At 68.8% G+C, this 14,867-nt stretch carries 14 protein-coding genes and 1 pseudogene; 8 read left to right on the top strand and 7 right to left on the bottom strand.

Features of this window, described 5'->3' with window-relative positions:
• Nucleotides 1-18 precede the first annotated feature (18 nt).
• The 3 genes from BFN33_RS00150 to BFN33_RS00140 all read right to left on the bottom strand — a co-directional run bounded on the left by BFN33_RS00150 (nt 19) and on the right by BFN33_RS00140 (nt 2,818).
• Nucleotides 19-354 (bottom strand): hypothetical protein, encoded by a 336-nt coding sequence (locus BFN33_RS00150; protein ID WP_069757785.1) that lies wholly within the window; start codon nt 352-354, stop codon nt 19-21.
• Nucleotides 351-1,271, bottom strand: a complete 921-nt coding sequence (locus BFN33_RS00145) for a conjugal transfer protein (RefSeq protein WP_256122551.1) — start codon at nt 1,269-1,271, stop codon at nt 351-353. Before BFN33_RS00145 ends, BFN33_RS00150 begins: the two co-directional genes overlap by 4 nt.
• Before the next feature lie 722 nt (nt 1,272-1,993).
• Nucleotides 1,994-2,818, bottom strand: coding sequence for a hypothetical protein (locus BFN33_RS00140; protein WP_079140426.1), 825 nt, complete (start codon nt 2,816-2,818; stop codon nt 1,994-1,996).
• Nucleotides 2,819-3,924: 1,106 nt separating this feature from the next.
• Between BFN33_RS00140 and BFN33_RS00130 the strand changes: the two genes are divergently transcribed.
• The 6 genes and pseudogenes from BFN33_RS00130 (at nt 3,925) to BFN33_RS52930 (ending at nt 8,386) form a co-directional block, all read left to right on the top strand.
• Nucleotides 3,925-5,355: a hypothetical protein gene (locus BFN33_RS00130; protein WP_069757782.1), complete on the top strand. Its 1,431-nt coding sequence runs from the start codon at nt 3,925-3,927 to the stop codon at nt 5,353-5,355.
• Nucleotides 5,352-6,809, top strand: coding sequence for a hypothetical protein (locus tag BFN33_RS53815; protein WP_256122550.1), 1,458 nt, complete (start codon nt 5,352-5,354; stop codon nt 6,807-6,809). The genes BFN33_RS00130 and BFN33_RS53815 overlap by 4 nt, the downstream gene beginning before the upstream one ends.
• 142 nt (nt 6,810-6,951) lie before the next feature.
• Entirely contained in the window at nt 6,952-7,332 is a 381-nt protein-coding gene (locus BFN33_RS00120; RefSeq protein ID WP_141757893.1) for a hypothetical protein, read from the top strand.
• Nucleotides 7,329-7,646 (top strand): annotated as a pseudogene (locus BFN33_RS49075) (glutaminase); the annotation flags it as partial. The gene BFN33_RS00120 and the pseudogene BFN33_RS49075, both read left to right, overlap by 4 nt.
• Before the next feature lie 53 nt (nt 7,647-7,699).
• The gene (locus tag BFN33_RS52935; protein ID WP_176742258.1) at nt 7,700-8,095 is read left to right on the top strand and encodes a hypothetical protein; all 396 of its coding nucleotides are present in this window, start codon (nt 7,700-7,702) and stop codon (nt 8,093-8,095) included.
• Nucleotides 8,096-8,224: 129 nt separating this feature from the next.
• A complete protein-coding gene (locus BFN33_RS52930; RefSeq protein ID WP_176742260.1) occupies nt 8,225-8,386 on the top strand; it encodes a hypothetical protein in 162 nt (53 codons plus the stop codon).
• 120 nt (nt 8,387-8,506) lie between these two features.
• On the opposite strand, the gene BFN33_RS00105 is transcribed toward BFN33_RS52930, so the two are convergent.
• The 3 genes from BFN33_RS00105 to BFN33_RS53810 all read right to left on the bottom strand — a co-directional run bounded on the left by BFN33_RS00105 (nt 8,507) and on the right by BFN33_RS53810 (nt 11,503).
• A complete protein-coding gene (locus BFN33_RS00105; RefSeq protein ID WP_069757778.1) occupies nt 8,507-9,406 on the bottom strand; it encodes a replication-relaxation family protein in 900 nt (299 codons plus the stop codon).
• Between the two features lie 594 nt (nt 9,407-10,000).
• The gene (locus BFN33_RS00095; RefSeq protein WP_141757889.1) at nt 10,001-10,879 is read right to left on the bottom strand and encodes a hypothetical protein; all 879 of its coding nucleotides are present in this window, start codon (nt 10,877-10,879) and stop codon (nt 10,001-10,003) included.
• A gap of 456 nt (nt 10,880-11,335) precedes the next feature.
• Nucleotides 11,336-11,503: a hypothetical protein gene (locus tag BFN33_RS53810; RefSeq protein WP_256122549.1), complete on the bottom strand. Its 168-nt coding sequence runs from the start codon at nt 11,501-11,503 to the stop codon at nt 11,336-11,338.
• Between the two features lie 572 nt (nt 11,504-12,075).
• Between BFN33_RS53810 and BFN33_RS00090 the strand changes: the two genes are divergently transcribed.
• Nucleotides 12,076-12,441, top strand: a complete 366-nt coding sequence (locus tag BFN33_RS00090) for a hypothetical protein (RefSeq protein WP_069757775.1) — start codon at nt 12,076-12,078, stop codon at nt 12,439-12,441.
• 327 nt (nt 12,442-12,768) lie between these two features.
• Here the strand turns inward: BFN33_RS00090 and BFN33_RS00085 are convergent, their stop codons facing one another.
• Nucleotides 12,769-13,971: an IS110 family transposase gene (locus tag BFN33_RS00085; protein WP_069757774.1), complete on the bottom strand. Its 1,203-nt coding sequence runs from the start codon at nt 13,969-13,971 to the stop codon at nt 12,769-12,771.
• 428 nt (nt 13,972-14,399) lie between these two features.
• Between BFN33_RS00085 and BFN33_RS00080 the strand changes: the two genes are divergently transcribed.
• Complete coding sequence (locus tag BFN33_RS00080; protein ID WP_141757887.1) at nt 14,400-14,834, top strand: hypothetical protein; 435 nt, start codon at nt 14,400-14,402, stop codon at nt 14,832-14,834.
• Nucleotides 14,835-14,867: the final 33 nt, after the last annotated feature.

The following is a 14,867-nucleotide window of genomic DNA, read 5'->3' as shown; positions in this document are numbered from 1 at the left end:
ATGCTGTGGTGGGGGCGCTCACAGCCAACCCCCCACGCCAGCGGAGTGGTGGTCACCAGCGGCCGGAGATTCGCCCTGCACGATGCCCGGTATGGCGGGCGCGCCCTTGGACGGGTTCTTGACCTCGTCCTCGAACATGTCGGCAAGATCGTTACGCGAGTTGTAGAGGCCCAGCGCGATCACCATCAGGATCAGCGCACCGATGCCGGCCTTCAACGAGAACTTCTGGATCATGATCACGACGACGAGCACGAGCAGGCCGGCTTGAAGGCCTTTCGTCGCCCAGGTCTCGAACATCGTGATCCACGAGTTTCCAAGATCGTCGAGCTCCCCGGCGAGCGGCACACCGGTCATGATCGGGCACCTCCCGCCTGCGCGGTGCCGGACTCCAGTGAGGCGACTTCCCAGCGGCCCGAGCGGACCTTGAGCGTCAGCTCGTACGCCAGCGGCCACCGCCCCGAACTGTCGCGGGCCTCGACCTCGGCCCTTACCCGCACCCGGGTCCCCTCCGCCGGGACGGACTCGGCGGCCGCTTCCTGGTCGGCGGCGAGTATCTGCTGGACCGTGACCCTCTGGTAGGGGGCGGGGGAGACCGGCGACAGACGCACGCCGGGAGCGAGGTAGCGGTCGACCTCACCGGCTCCGGTCAGATACGCGGCCAGGAACTCCCCAGCCGCGGACGACACTTCGCTGTCCGTCGGCACGGTCACCGTGTACGGCGACGGAGCCCCCGCGGCGCGGGCCGGGCCGGCCACCACCCCGGGGGCACCGGACACGGTGAACGAGTCGCCGCCCGAGTCGGCGACCACCGGCACCGCGAAGTAGCGCAACCGTCCGTCGGCGAACTGCGCAGCCACCGTCACCGACCACGCCGTGCCGGTCTGCTGCACACTGCGCACCGCCACGACCGACTCCGGCTCGGGCTGCGCATCCACCGTCCCGGGAAGATCAATGTCCGGGGCCATCGACTGCGCAAGCCGGGACTGCGCAGTGCTCTCGGCGCCTGCGCGGCTGCGCAGCCACGCGCCGAGGAACACCGTGGCGTACCCGGACGGGTTGGCCGCCACAGTCGTCTTCACCGTGGTCGGCTTTGCCGCGGGGGTGGCAGGGACCACGGTCGCGGGCGCGGCCACGGCGACGGCCAGCGCGATGGGGCCGGCCGACACGGCCGCCCACACGCCCCAGCGGCCCAGACGGACCCGGCGCCGCATCTGCTGCAGCCGAACCCCCGCAGCGGTCGCACGAGCAGCGTGCTCTTCCGCTGCCTGCATAGCAGGGGACATTCCAAACTCCCAGGTCAGAGCGAGTTGTTGCTTCTGATCCGAGGCAACCGGTCGCCCCCGACCCGACCACCGACCACGAAGGCCCGACCACGGTCACGAAGGGGACACAAACCTGTGGTCGGGTCTGTGGTCGCCCCGACCACAGACCCGACCACGACATTTCGCACCCACGCGGAGTTCCGCTCCGATACGCCGGAGCAGACCTTTGATCGGGGCGGCTCGCGATGCTGCGCAGCGTGCGTTGTGGAGCCTGCTCATGAGCAGTCAGCGGTCGCCCACACGGGAGACTGCGCAGCGGCCGGCAGTTGCGCAGCGGCAGGCGGTTGCGCAGCCGCCTCCGGGAGACCCCGGGGTGGGACTGCGCATCCACACGCGCATGTCGATTGCGCACGACCTGCGCCCGGTGCGCAAACGCCCGTGTGCGGCTGCAGTGCCGGCGGTGCGCACCGATTGCGCAGCCGGATCCGACCGTCGTTGCCGCCGGGCACAGTCGGGCCGTTCCTGGACTCCGGGGGCGGGCCCGCTTCACTCCGTGCCGGATCTCCGAGGAGGGCGTCGCGGCTCGTGGCAGCCGCCCACCCGGAGCGGTCCAGAGAATGCTCCGCCGATCGCAGCCGGGTCGACCTCTGTGCTAGGGCGATTCTTTACGATCACCGAAGCAGACCAGATGAGCAGGCCTGCGACGTGCAGTGCGGACCGGTGGACGGTGGCTACTGGACGCCGGGCGTCAGTTCGAGGCGCACGTCGTCGCTTTCCCGGAGGATGTAGACGGGGTCGGTCCGCGCCCGCCAACCGATGGGCACGGCGTAATAGCGTCCGTCGCGCGCCGCGATGAGCCGCAGGCCCGTGTAGCGGTAGCGAAGGTGCACGGCGGCACCGAGGTCCTTGAAGTGGAGATCTGTTGATCGGGAGCTGAGGCCGAGCCGCTCGGCACTGAAGACCACCAGGCCGGTGCGCTGGACCACGTTCCGGCCGTCGTGCTCGGCGTGTTGCTCGCCGAGCTGACCGGCGAGCAGGGTGACGGTCCAGAACAGGAACACCCCGGCAGCGAAGATCGGTACAGCTGTGTCCCGCAGGCCACTTGGGCGGTCCGCGCCGTCGCCCGACGCCACACCGAGCAGCAGACCAAAGGCGATGAGAAGGGGGCCAGCCCAGCGGTACGGCAGGAGCAGTTGCCATTGCCACCACAGGATGAGCAGGACCGTGCCTGCCGCCACGACGAGCAGGTGCTGGCGGCCCAGCGCCGATGTGCTCAGCGACACGCCCCGCACCAGCGCGCCGGGCAGAGCCTGACGCGACCGGGGTCCGCTAAGGGCGACGGCGATGAGCAAGACAACGGCACCCACCAGAACGGGGAACGTGAGCAGATTCAGGCTCTGCAGGACGAACTCAGCAAAGCTGAAGCCGAGAAGAAATGGAGAGAGGTGGAAGTGGCCGTAATACGCACTCGTGTAGATCACACCCAGGTAAAACATCAATGCAGCGATGAACGACGCCTGAGCGATCACGACCTTGACGACCTTGGTCCGGGACACCTGGCTTGCGGAGTCCGCTCGTCGGTCCTTCTGTTCGAGGCTGGGCCGCGGTTGCCTCATGTACCGTCCGGTGCCGGATTTTCTGGAGACACACCGTTCTCGGGAGCCGATGGGCAAGTGGGATCGCCGGGGCATGGGGGAGTAGCCGTTGGCGTAATGCCGTTGCCGTCCCTCGTCGACGGTCCGGTGTTCGTCGGGACGGGCGGGGGCGGAGGGACTGGCTCGCCACCATGGCTGGGGGAGCCCTTGGACTGCGTCCCGGTCGGTGACAGTGACGACGCGGCGGAGGACGACGCCATGGGTGACGACGGCGTCGGGCATGAGGGCGTTGGGGACGACAGCGCTGAGGACAACGGCGACGTGCACGACGGCGTTGGGGAGGATCCGTCCTTGGCGGGGCCCTTTTCCGACCCACAAGCGGCGATCATGCTGAGGCAGGCCGTGCATACGGCCATGCGCGCGATCCATCCGAGGCAGCGCCTCATGCATTTTCTCCGTGTCCACCGATGCGGTCAGCGGGGATCTTAAGGACTCCGTCACCGATGACCGGAGAAGCTGACGCAGGCGGCGACCCAGCACCGCCCGATCGGAGCAGCAAAGGGGGTCGACGTAGAGGAGCCGACACTGACGTGACGGAACGGACAGATGGATTGAGGAACTGCGATGCTCTTCCAGTGGTCGGTTCGTCCGGCGCGAAATAGAAAAGCCCCCTCACGCTGGAGCCCTTGACCGGGCGATGAAAGTCGCGGGGGTTCACGTCGCCACGTGCGACTTCATCGCCACAGCGAGTGCCGCGCCAAGCTCGAAAGCAGCATGAAGGCCACCCTGCTCGCCAACCAGACGAAAATCTGAACGCGCTGCGCTGTGCGCGTTGGTCGTGCCAGAGCCCATGGCCAGCCCGACCATGCGCCCGACCATGGCAGCCGAGCGCGCATGTTGCCGGATCGTGATCGATGGTCGGGGGTTGTGGCCGCCGCCGTGGTCGGCCTCACCGGGTGGGCTGCCTGTATGACTTTCACGCACGTCCCCGTAACCGCCGGCTCTGGCTGTCTCGCTCAGCCGGGCGGTGTGGGATGCCCCGGCTACCGCGCACTTGCGGACGTGCGATGACCGGAGGACGGATCCGTCGCGGCTCGATGGCCGGTGACCAGTTCACGCAGATCGCCAACGGGTTGTTCCGCGATAGCCGGGTCACCTTCAAGGCGAAAGGGATTTTCGGTTACATCAGCACCCACCAGGACGGCTGGCAGGTGACCGTCGCCGCCCTCGTCCGCTCCGGCCCCGACGGACGGGACGCGGTGCGCTCCGGGCTGAAGGAACTGGAGACCCACGGCTATCTGATCCGCGAACGCCTGCGCCGTCCGAGCGGCACCCTCGGCGAGATCGTCTACTCCATCACGGACCAACCCGCCTTCGTTGACGCCCTCATGGCGGACAGCGCCGCAGCGCTCCACGCGCCGTCTGCACTGGTGGACGGCGGGGGCGCCTATGGCATGGGCATCCGCCGCGGCGTGATGGCTGGGGACCAGTTCACGCAGGTCGCCAACGCCTTGTTCCGCGACGGCCGCATGTCCTTCAAGGCGAAGGGGCTGTTCGGACTGATCAGCACGCATCGCGAGGGCTGGTACATGACGGTCGCGGACCTGGTCCGGCGGGGTCGCGAGGGCGTGGACGCGGTGACGACCGGATTGCAGGAGCTTGAGCGCTACGGCTTCCTGCAGCGCGAGCGCGACCGTAATTCCGATGGCACCCTCGGCTCGGCCACGTATGTCATCACTGACCTGCCTGCCCTGCAAAACACCAGGTCCGGGCCAGAGTCGGGAAACCCAGGACTGGATAGCCCTACGTTGGCTGACCGCCGAACAAAGAACACCATCAGTAAGAAGACCAACAAGCAGAAGACCAGTTCCCTCCCTCCGTGCGCCGCTGGCAAGCGCACGAGCGGCCGCACGGCCGTGCCTGCGCAGCGGACGGTCACGCCGGCGCCGCAGGATTTGGATCCGGGTACCTGGCTGCTGCTGTCGATCGGGTCGGCCCACCCCGAACTGCTGCTGCAGGAGAAGGCCCTGCACGACCAGGGCCGCGTCGTGGCCGCGATGCTCGACGCCGGCTGGAGCGTGGAGCAACTGCGCCACATCATCACCAGCCGCCCGCTGCCGAGCCAGATCCGCACCTCGGTCGGCGCGATCGTCGCGGCCCGACTGCGCTCCGCTCAGCTCTACCCGCCTCCCGCTGCCCGCTTCGACGACGTCGACCCGGTCGAGGCCTCGTGGACAGCGCAGCTCTCCACACCGTCCGCCGAGCGCACGGTCGGCCAGGCGCTCACTTACCGGGCCCTCGTCGAATGCGCCGGCTGCGGCCGACCCGGCACCGCACCCGGTGAAGACCTCTGCCCGGCCTGCCTCGACTGGCCCCTGTGCCGCACCTGCCCTGGGCCGACTCCCCGTCGCGCTCACCCCGACGGCGATGGCCGATGCGCCACGTGCGCCTCTGCTCTGACTGCGACCGACGTTCATCTGAAAGCGAGCACCTCATGACAGACACTCTTCACTCACTCGGGACGGGACCCCAGCAGCCGCTGCGCCCCTTCGCCCGCGACCCGCAGCGATGGGACGAAGGACGCTCCCGCGTCCTGCGCTCCGGCCATGTCTGCCGCGAGACGGTATGCACCGGCACATGCGAACCGGCGCTCGTGTACGAGCGCACGGGATGGGGCTGGCTGGGCTGGAGCGTTCCCAGCGACGCCACCGTGCCCAAAGTCCCCTCGCAGATCGGTGTCTTCACCCCGGGCGCGACGCTTCCCCAGCGGCTGGCCGTGCGCTGGCTGACCCGGCGCCCCGCCCACCGCATCGCTCTGACCGCCACGAGCCCCGCCTCCCTGCGGTTCTCCGCCGCCGCCATGGGGGCCGTCAGCTTCTTCGCCGCCCTGTTCGCCCTCAGGAGCGGCATCCCGGCCGACCTCGTGCTGCCGGCGATGCTGCTTGCCCCGCTGCTCACCGAGCACCTGCCCGACCGGCTCGACGAACGGGCCCGCGCACACGTCCGCAGCGTCGAAGACCACGCCGCCTGCCAGTACCTGCAGCGCCTCGCCGCTCTGCACACCTACATCGTCCAGGCCGTCGCCGACAGCGATCGCTACGAACTGCGCCGGTCGGTTGAGATCGGCCACAACCTGCTGTGGGGGGCTGCTGACCTGCTCCAGAACCAGGACACTCACACGGCCTCGACGCGCCTCGCGCACCGGGAGCGGCTGATGGCCCAACTCGCCGACCAGGTCGCCCAGATACTCGAGCGCCCCCGCGCCGCGCCGAGCGCCGACGAGGCCAGCCAGCCCCGCCGTGCCGAAAGCTCCCTGGGCCCGCTTCCGCCCGGCTTCGAACCAGCGCTGCGGCCAACATCTTCGCCCACCAACGACATTTCACCGCTGAAGGGATACCCGCCCATGACGCAGACCCAGCCCGGCGACGCAGCCCGCACCGCGGACGTCTATCTGCTCTTCGCGCACGAGCCCTACTACCCGGGCGACGGCACCCAGGAGATCAACACCACGCTGGTCGCTGCCGACACCCTGCTCCACCCCCGGGTGCAACAGCCCGACGGCGCCCGGATCCACCACCGCCTCACTCAGCAGCGCCAGCCGGGCGAGATCGTCCCGCTGTCCACCCTCACCTACGAACTGGGCGGCGGCGCCGACTGGCCGGCGGTCGGCGACTGGGAGAAAGTCATCACTGACCTTGTGCAGCTCGTCCTTGCAGGGGAGTGCGATGCCCTCAGCCTGGGCCTCCCTGCCATCGCCCGCGCCCTCATCACCGTCGGCCCGCAGAGTCATGTGCGCGCCTTCGACGCCGGAGCCGACGAAGTCATCACATACGGGCCCACGGAGCGTGCGGCGGTTTTGGCCGAGATCGACGCGTTCCTGACGTGCCTTGTAGCCGAACAGGATCTCTGGCCGGGCGATGGCCTGCTACGCCCGCCCTTCCAAAACGTATGAGACCACCGTCCCCTGCGGCGACGACCGCGAACGCACTGCGAAGCGCCCACACGAGACGTGAGCTCGCTCCGCAGCCTTTGGAGGATTAGGCACCGTCTATTTTGGTGGTCGCATGACGAACGGGTCTGTCACCGTGGTCCGTATGGAACCTCCTCCCGACATCGTGCTCATCTTCGATCGTGGCGAGGACCTGCTTGTCTTCGAATCCTTCGTCCACGCTACGAACTGGATTGAGGCGATGGACGTCGATGAGGGTGAGTACACAGCGGCGTACTCACCGGACGGTGGCGTGTTGGCGCTGACTGCCCCCGAAGGGCCGGAGGGATCGGTCGTTCTGGCCAGGACCGGCAGCGTGGACCTGGGCGATCTGGAGCGGCGGGTGGCTGGTTACTGGCGCCGCCACCAGGTAGGTCAGCCCACACGTGCCCCGCTCCCGACAGCGCGGTTCTTGATCGAGAGGGACAACAAGCCGCGCAGGGGATGGCTGAGTCGGGTCATCGCCCTGCTGCGACGCGGAACATGACCGATGGATCTTCGAACCGCGCTTGCCGCGGTCGGTCAGATATCGCTGGCGCTCTGGGGCACGGCCGATCCACCGACTACATCCCGGCACTCGAGGCCTGTGACCCGCGCCGCTTCGGCATGGCCGTCGCGGAACTGGACGGCACGGTGCATGGCGTGGGGGACTGGCGCGAGCCGTTCTCCACGCAGTCCCTCACCAAGGTCTTCACCCTCGCCCTCGACCTGGCCCGCGAGGGCGACGAACTGTGGGAGTAAGTGGGCCGCGAGCCCTCCGGCAACCCCTTCAACTCACTGGGCCAGCTGGAGTACGAGAACAGCGGATCCGGTGCCACCTGTACGGGCCCGCCTTTCGCTGTTCTACTTGCGGAATGCGCTGGCGATACGGCAGTTCATGGTGTGTCGCCAACATCGTGTTCGGGTTGGTTCTCGTGGGTCTGGGCGCCTGGCGCATCGGGCCGGCGTACCACCGCGAGCACCAGCAACGGGTCGCGTCGGCGTGTATCGCCGAGCGTGGTGTCGAGCAGTGCCTGCCGGTGCGAACCGCCGCCATCACCAAAACAGTCAGGCTGAAGCAGACGTTCGGCGGGGACATGCTGGACGTGTATCTCGACGGCGCCTCTAGGCCGGCGTTCGAGATCTCGCCGCACTGGAGCGAGCGGGACAGCTCGACAGTGGTCGTCGCCGACTTGCAGGGCGAGGTGTGGGCTTGGCAGGAGAGCGAGCACCATCGGTGGGAAGAACTGTACGAACCATGGCCGTGGTGAACACTCATCTATCTCACACTGATCCTGATCGGCGGCTGGTTCGTACTGAACTTCGGGAGCGAGCTGCTGATCGAGGGGCACAGCCGGTACAGAGAACTGGCCGAGCGGTTGGTCGCCCTGTACAGCGGGGTGAGCTTTGCGGGGATGGCGATCCTCGCCGGGTTCTCCCTCTCCTGGGTCTTCGGGCTGGGCTCGATCGCCGTCGTGGCGCTGGCCATCGGTGTCAACGGCGCGGACCTCTGGCGCCATTGGCGAAGCGCCTGGCGCCGAGCCCGCCGTCTACCGCGCTGAGCGCACCCGGGTCCGTGCAGGACGGCAGCCACTTCTGCCCGGCGCACGGTCGCGGCGGGCAGGCGTCAAGCTCAGCGAGATGAATGAAGCCGACGGACGATCAAGGCGTGGGCGGAGTCATCACAAGGAGGTCCAAGGGCGAGGTTCACCCCCAGCCAGAGGTACCCACACCGGCCCACTGGCCCCCTTCTCCTCGATGTCTTCCAGCGCGGTAGCTCCGAGCGGAACCTCGCGGGCGAGTGCTGCCACAAGCGGGTGCTGCGCAACCATGGCCTGCAGATCGCTGATTCGGTTACGCAGCCGGGCTGGAGAGGCGCCGGTGAGGACAAAGAGCACGCGCGGGAAAAGCGGGTACCAGCGCAGCCACGCCGGGCCGGTCGATACGGGCCTGCGGCGACCGACGGGCTGGGCTTCGTAGTGGAAGCATCTCGAGTACTCGATCAGCTTCACGGCCAGGCGCTCGCTGCTCATCGTGGTGCGGTCGACCTCCACGAAAGCGCGCAGGCTCCGACGCTGTTCGCCGTCGATGCTGCTGTAGTGCATGACTGCGTCGGCAACGAGCCGCTCGCCGTCACCGATGGGGTGGGCCACCTCAGGAGTCCAGTCCCACGGGCCGTGCTCGTGTCCGAGGCGGCGGGCGTCTGCCGCAAACGCCAGGTGGGTTCGTACGACGGTCAGCGTGTGCGCCGTCCTGAGCGAGGCGGCCGTTGCGGAGGTGATCGGATATGGAGGCCGGCTCCGCAGCGCTGGGAAGTCCCGCGTCACGCGAGCGCCTTCGCCCGTGAGGTACCAGGCGCGGGTGCGGTTGGACTGGGGCAGCACCGTGTAGTCGACGAGACCCTGCTGCCGCAGCTTGTTCAATGGGGTCGAGACGGTCTGGCGTGCGACGTTCGGCCGAAGCAGATCGTGAAGTTGGCTGGTGGTGGCCATCCGGTGCTGGGCGAGCGCGGACAGAAGCTGATGGGGCAGCGGCTCGGCGGGCCCGGGAATGTACGACGCAGCGGTCTCGTCAGCGGTCACACTGGCGTCCCTTCTTGGCGGGAGACATGGTCCAACTCCCCGGTCAGATCGGGCTGTTTGATGACCTTGAGGAAACCCGCCGCCCCCGACCAGACCACCGACCACGACGACCAACCACAGTCACGATGGGGACACAAAGGCCGTGCTCGTCCTGTGATCGGCCCGACCACGGCCCGGACGCTGCTGTGAGGGGACGCTTCTACCTCGGAACTGGCGACGTAATGACCGTCCTCATGCACGAGTTCGCCGGCACCGTCGGTCTCCTCTGGAAGGTGAAGAGGGAACTGACCTTCTGCAGTGACGGTCGACTGCAAGCGGTGAGGCCGGTGGCGGCATCACGGCGCGGAGGGAAGCTGTCGGGCTGCGGCCCGGGTGATGGGTCGACGGCGCCCGCCACGAAGCTGCCGGGCAAGGGCTGACGGCCGAAGAGAGCGATGGCCGGCCCGGGACCCGAGGATCCCGGTGGGAGGTTGACAGCCTCCCCCGGCCATCGGCCGACACACCCGGCCCGCCGGGGTCACACGAAGGAAACCCACAGCCGGGTGCCGTACACCGTCAGGATAGCGGCCGACTGGCGCCACCTGCGCTCTTGTGTCAGTCCGCCTGCATGGTGCGGCGGGCCTCATCGATCGTCTTCTTCCACGCGATGGTGCTGCCGTGGCCGGGATGGGACTCGGCCAGAGCCTCGACGCTGACCGCGCCGGGGTCGACGGCCGCGCGCAGGGCATGCATGGCGGCCTCCATGCGGCGCTCGGCGAGCTCGGAACTGCTGGGGATCTGCTGGCGAGCACGTGAGAGAGCGACGACCCGCCGGCGCTTGTAGCGGTTGCTGGTCAAACCCCTGTCGCTGCGGAGGACCTCGTCCGGCCTGGCGAGTTCGGGCAGGACGCCGCGGGCGATGGCCCGGTTGAGCTCCAAGTGGCTGCTGTAGCCGAGCATCGGCGCGGCCTGCTTGGTGTCGAGCAACTCTTCCGGGTCTCCGTCCTCGGTCGGAGCGGCCGTCTGCGTGCGGGTCTTGCTCTGGGTGTTGCCCGGACCGGGGCGCTGTTCGATCCAGTCGGCGACGGTGCCCAGGTACCAGGAGCGGCGAAGACGGCCGCCGTCGGTGGTCTCCGCGACGTCGGGCTCGGGGAAATACCCGGGTCGGTCCTGCAGCCAGCCGAGCAGGGTCACGGTCCGCTTGTGGCCGAGCACCTTGGCCACCTCTGACGTCGACATCAACCGGTCACGGGGGCCGGTGAGCAGGCTGTGGCGGACGGCGGACTGTGACGCCTTTGCGGCGCGGTAGGCCGTCAGGAAGGGGCCGATGGTGCCGCGCTTCCACCGGCGGCGCCGGCCCTCGATCGCGTCCGGCTCCGGGCATCCGGTGGTGGTGCGGTCCCGGTACAGCTCGCTCAGGCGCGAGGGGCTGAGGCCGAACTCGTCGTGGATCTGCTTGGAGTCCAGGAGTTCGTTCTCGTCGGTGCCGGTCATCGTCTTCCTCCAGGAAGGCGTGGTGAGGGACGAAGGGCCGCGCGAGCTGGATGCGCGGAGGGCGGGGAGGTCGCCGGCGCCGGCAGCGGTGGGTGTATGTATCTGGCGGGTGCTGTCGGCCTGCATGATGGTGACCTCCTTTCGGGTGCGATCTCGGTGGGCCGATGCGCACTGCACCGGCGCCGATATTTCGATACTAGATACAGATTGCTGTAGTTGGCAAGCGGTGGATCCGAGATCTTCTCTCTCTGGGAGCGTGGAACACGGGTGTGGGTGCTGCCCGCCCCGCCGGACACCTGCGATCCGAGCTGATCGTACGAGGTCAGGAGAGGTGAACTGGACGGGTGGTGCGGTAGAACGAGCCAACACGTCTCCTCGGGGGGCAAGTAGTGCAGGTCGGTGAGCCTGGGGCCCTGCCGACGGGCAGGGTCCCCTCGAGTAGGGGCGGTGCGACCCTCAGGTCGCCGTCGGTTCGGTGTCGGGACGTTTGGGATACGGCCTTCGAGCAGGAAGGCCGAGCTTGATCTGCTCTCGCTCGCGCCGGCTTCTGCCGAGCCGGAACACGTAGCGGCCGGCGAAGACCGCGTTCGTGGCCGCGTAGACGGTGCCGACGTGGCCGGGCATGACCAGACTTCCGGCGGCTGTCCGGCGCGGACAGGGTCCGCGAAGGAGACGACCCCGCGTACACCCCTGGCGAGCAGACGAGCTAGGAACCACGACTCGGAGTTTCCGGGGCACTCATCGAGCAGGACGAACCGCGAGCACACGAGCGACTCGGTGTAGGGCCGCTTCTGCGCACCGCTGGGAGTCGAGTGCCCAGGTCGTGGCGGCCACGGCCAGTGGGGCGATCCGTTGACCGGCAGGTGTTCTGCCTTGGCTCGTGCGGGCGGGCGGCCCTTCGGTGGCCCCGGCCCCATCGGCGATCCGCAGGGCCGGGATGTCACCTGCAGCCGGCGCAGGAGCCGATGCGGTTCTCCCGGACGGACCAGCCCACTCGCGCGCCGTACAGCACCACCCCTCGGCGGACTGGAGATCGCGTTTAGTGCTCACCGCGACGGCCGGGCCCCGGAAGCGGGGTGGCGTTCCCACTCGCGTTGCCGACGGCAAGCGGTCAACCCGGCTCAGGCATCCCCACTGTTCCTGGGAAAAGGTGGTTCGAGTGATGCATGGAAGGTGTCCGGGTAATCTATGACGGCATGGGGGAGGAAGAGCTCGTATACCGTGCCTGGCTTTGTCGGCGTTACCTCTCACTGCGTGAACTGGCTCTGCGCGACGGGCCGGACACCGTCGCGGAACTCGAAGCCATCGCCGGCTCCGCGTTCGACGCGGCGGTACGGGACCGGCTGACCGCACTCGCACGCAGGCTCGGCGTCGACGCCCGCGTGGTGGCCTCCCGGGTGGTGCCCATCCCGGTGTCCGGAGCGGCGGGACATGCACATGCGGGCCGTATCTACGCTTGCCCCGGGGGCAGTTGCGCGCGGCGCGAGGTGCGGGCTCCCGGCGATCCCGTACCGGTGTGCTCCCTCGGGGAGCGGGGCCCACTCGAACCCCGGCCGGTGTAGTCCGTGGACGCTGTGCTGTCCACGCTGGCGAAGAGGTTCGCCGACACATGGCTGACGATGCTGGTCCTGCCGGGCCTGCTATACACAGCGGCACTGGTGATCGGGCATGCGGCAGGGCACCGGCACGCACTGGACGGCGCGCGCGTCAGGGCGAGCCTGGACAGCCTGGGGCAGTCCGCGCAGAAGTCGGGTTCCGCCGGCACAGTCCTGCTGCTCGCCGGAGTGGTCGCGACCTCGGCTGTGGCGGTCTACGCGGCCCGCTCGCTCGGCGCGGCGGTGCAATGGCTGTGGCTGGGCGGTTGGGGGGGGGTGCCTCTATGTCTTTCGTCAAGCGAGGCGTGGGGCTCGGGGTTCGTAGAAGGCGCCGTCGCGGAGCATTGCGAACAGCACGTTGATCCGCTGACGGGCCAGGCGGAGAAGTGCCTGGGTGTGGGTCTTTCCGCGGGCCCGGCATCGGTCGTAGTAGCTGCGGGAGGCAGGATCGTGCAGTGCAGCGAATGCGGACAGGAACATCGCCCGCTTGAGCTGCCGGTTGCCGCCTCTGGGCGCGTGCTCGCCGTGGATCGAGGTCCCCGACGACTTGGTCGTCGGGGCCAGGCCGGCGTAGGAGGCCAGGTGGGCGGCGGTGGGGAAGCTGGTGCCGTCGCCGACGGTGACCAGCAAAGCGGCGGCGGTCCTGACGCCGACGCCGGGCAGCGACGTCAGGACCTTGGAAAGAGGGTGGGCCTCCAGCAGCTGTCCGATCTGCGTTTCCAGGGCTCGTCGCTGTTCGTGGACGGCCGTGAGCGAGCGGGCCAGGGACGGGATCACGATGTCGAGGGTGCCGGTGCCCGGGACCACGACGGTCTGCTCGTCGAGGGCGTCGAAGACCTCGTCGATCAGCCGCTGGGCCATGCGCGGAGCCTTGGGCCGGATCACCTCAACCAGCCTGCGACGTCCGGCCTTTCGCAAGCTGGCCGGGGAGCCGTAGCGTTCCAGCAGCCAGGTCACCGCGGGGTGGTCCAGGCGGGGGCCAAGGACACGCTCCAGGCTGGGGTGGAACTGGGTGAGCAGGCCGCGTATCCGGTTGGAGGTGCGGGTCGCCTCGGCCGCCAGGTCCTGGTCGAAGCCCACCAGCACGGTCAGCTCGGCGGTGATCTCGTCGGTCAGTTCCAGCGAGCGCAGGGTGTGCGGCATCGTCCGTGCGGCATCCGCGATCACGGCCGCGTCCTTCGCGTCGGTCTTCGCCTCGCCCGGGTAGAGGTCGGCGATTCGCCGCATGGACAAGCCGGGCAGGTAGGCGACCTTGCAGCCGGCGTCCCGGGCGACGGTCAGGGGGAGGGCTCCGATGGAGGCGGGCTGGTCCACGATCACCAGCACGGTGCCGAACTTCGCGGCCAGCTTGTCGAAGACGGCCCGCAGCTTCGGCTCGCTGTTGGGCAGCTGCTTGTCGAAGACCTTCTTGCCGGCCGGGGTGAGGCCGTGCCCGTGATGGGCGCTCTTGCCGACGTCCAGGCCGAGGAAGACGCCCACGTCGTCGATGTCGTCCAATCCATCCTCCCGAACGGAGTTCGTGCGGTGCTGGCCAGGGCGTTGGCGTCGTATGCGCGCATCCACGTTATGCAGACCTGCCGCCCGCAAGCGGCCGGGCATTGCGCCGGGCCAGGCGGTAGTCGGACCTCTCATCAGCGTCTCCAACGGCGCCTCTCGGGCCCGGTGACACCACCCCCCAGGTCATCCGTTCGACAGGGGGCAACAGTCATGCCGGGCCCGGAGGCCAGCGGCCCTCTTGCAGGACCGCGGAAAACATAACGGGGGGCGCGGACAGCTGGCTGGTGCAGCGGCGCCGCACCCGATGGGACACCCTTCAACAGGGTTACGCCACACAGCTGTTGGCCCTTGACGCTGGTACGCACAGCCCAGATGACCAGGGGAGGCGCACCCTTGGTGAACTGGCCGCGGAGCGTAACCGGATCGCGTTGGCCCGCCCCCGCCGCCCGACCTGGATCGGCGACCGCTTCGCCGGAGTCGAGGCGCGGGTCTGGGCCGAGTACCGCGTCGATCTCTCCTTCGGCTGGACCCGCCTGTGGCTCGTGCTGCCCGATGAGACCCGCGCGGAGTGCGCGACAGCTCGGGCTGCGTTTGACGCAGCCGGTGGACTGGCCGGGTGGGGCGTGCTCTACCTGCTGTTGGGCTTCTGGTGGTGGCCCGCGGCCGTGATCGCGCCGACGCTGATCGTGCTGGCCTGGCGCCGTGGCCGACAGACGGCGGCGGCCTTCTCCGAGCTCATCGAGTCCGTGGTTGACGTTCATGGTGGCGACCTGGCAGCGCGGCTGGTCGTGGCGGACGGGCAACAGCCGCTCGATTCCACGGTGGGTGCCCGCATAACAGCCCGTACGAGGAAGGATGCCTGACGTGGCGCGTTCGGCATTGGAGCGGTTGAGGAA

Source organism: Streptomyces sp. LUP47B (assembly GCF_001746295.1).
Taxonomy (GTDB): Bacteria; Actinomycetota; Actinomycetes; order Streptomycetales; family Streptomycetaceae; genus Streptomyces.
The sequence above is the reverse complement of the archived record's forward strand: the minus strand, read 5'-3'. Positions and strand labels throughout refer to the sequence as shown.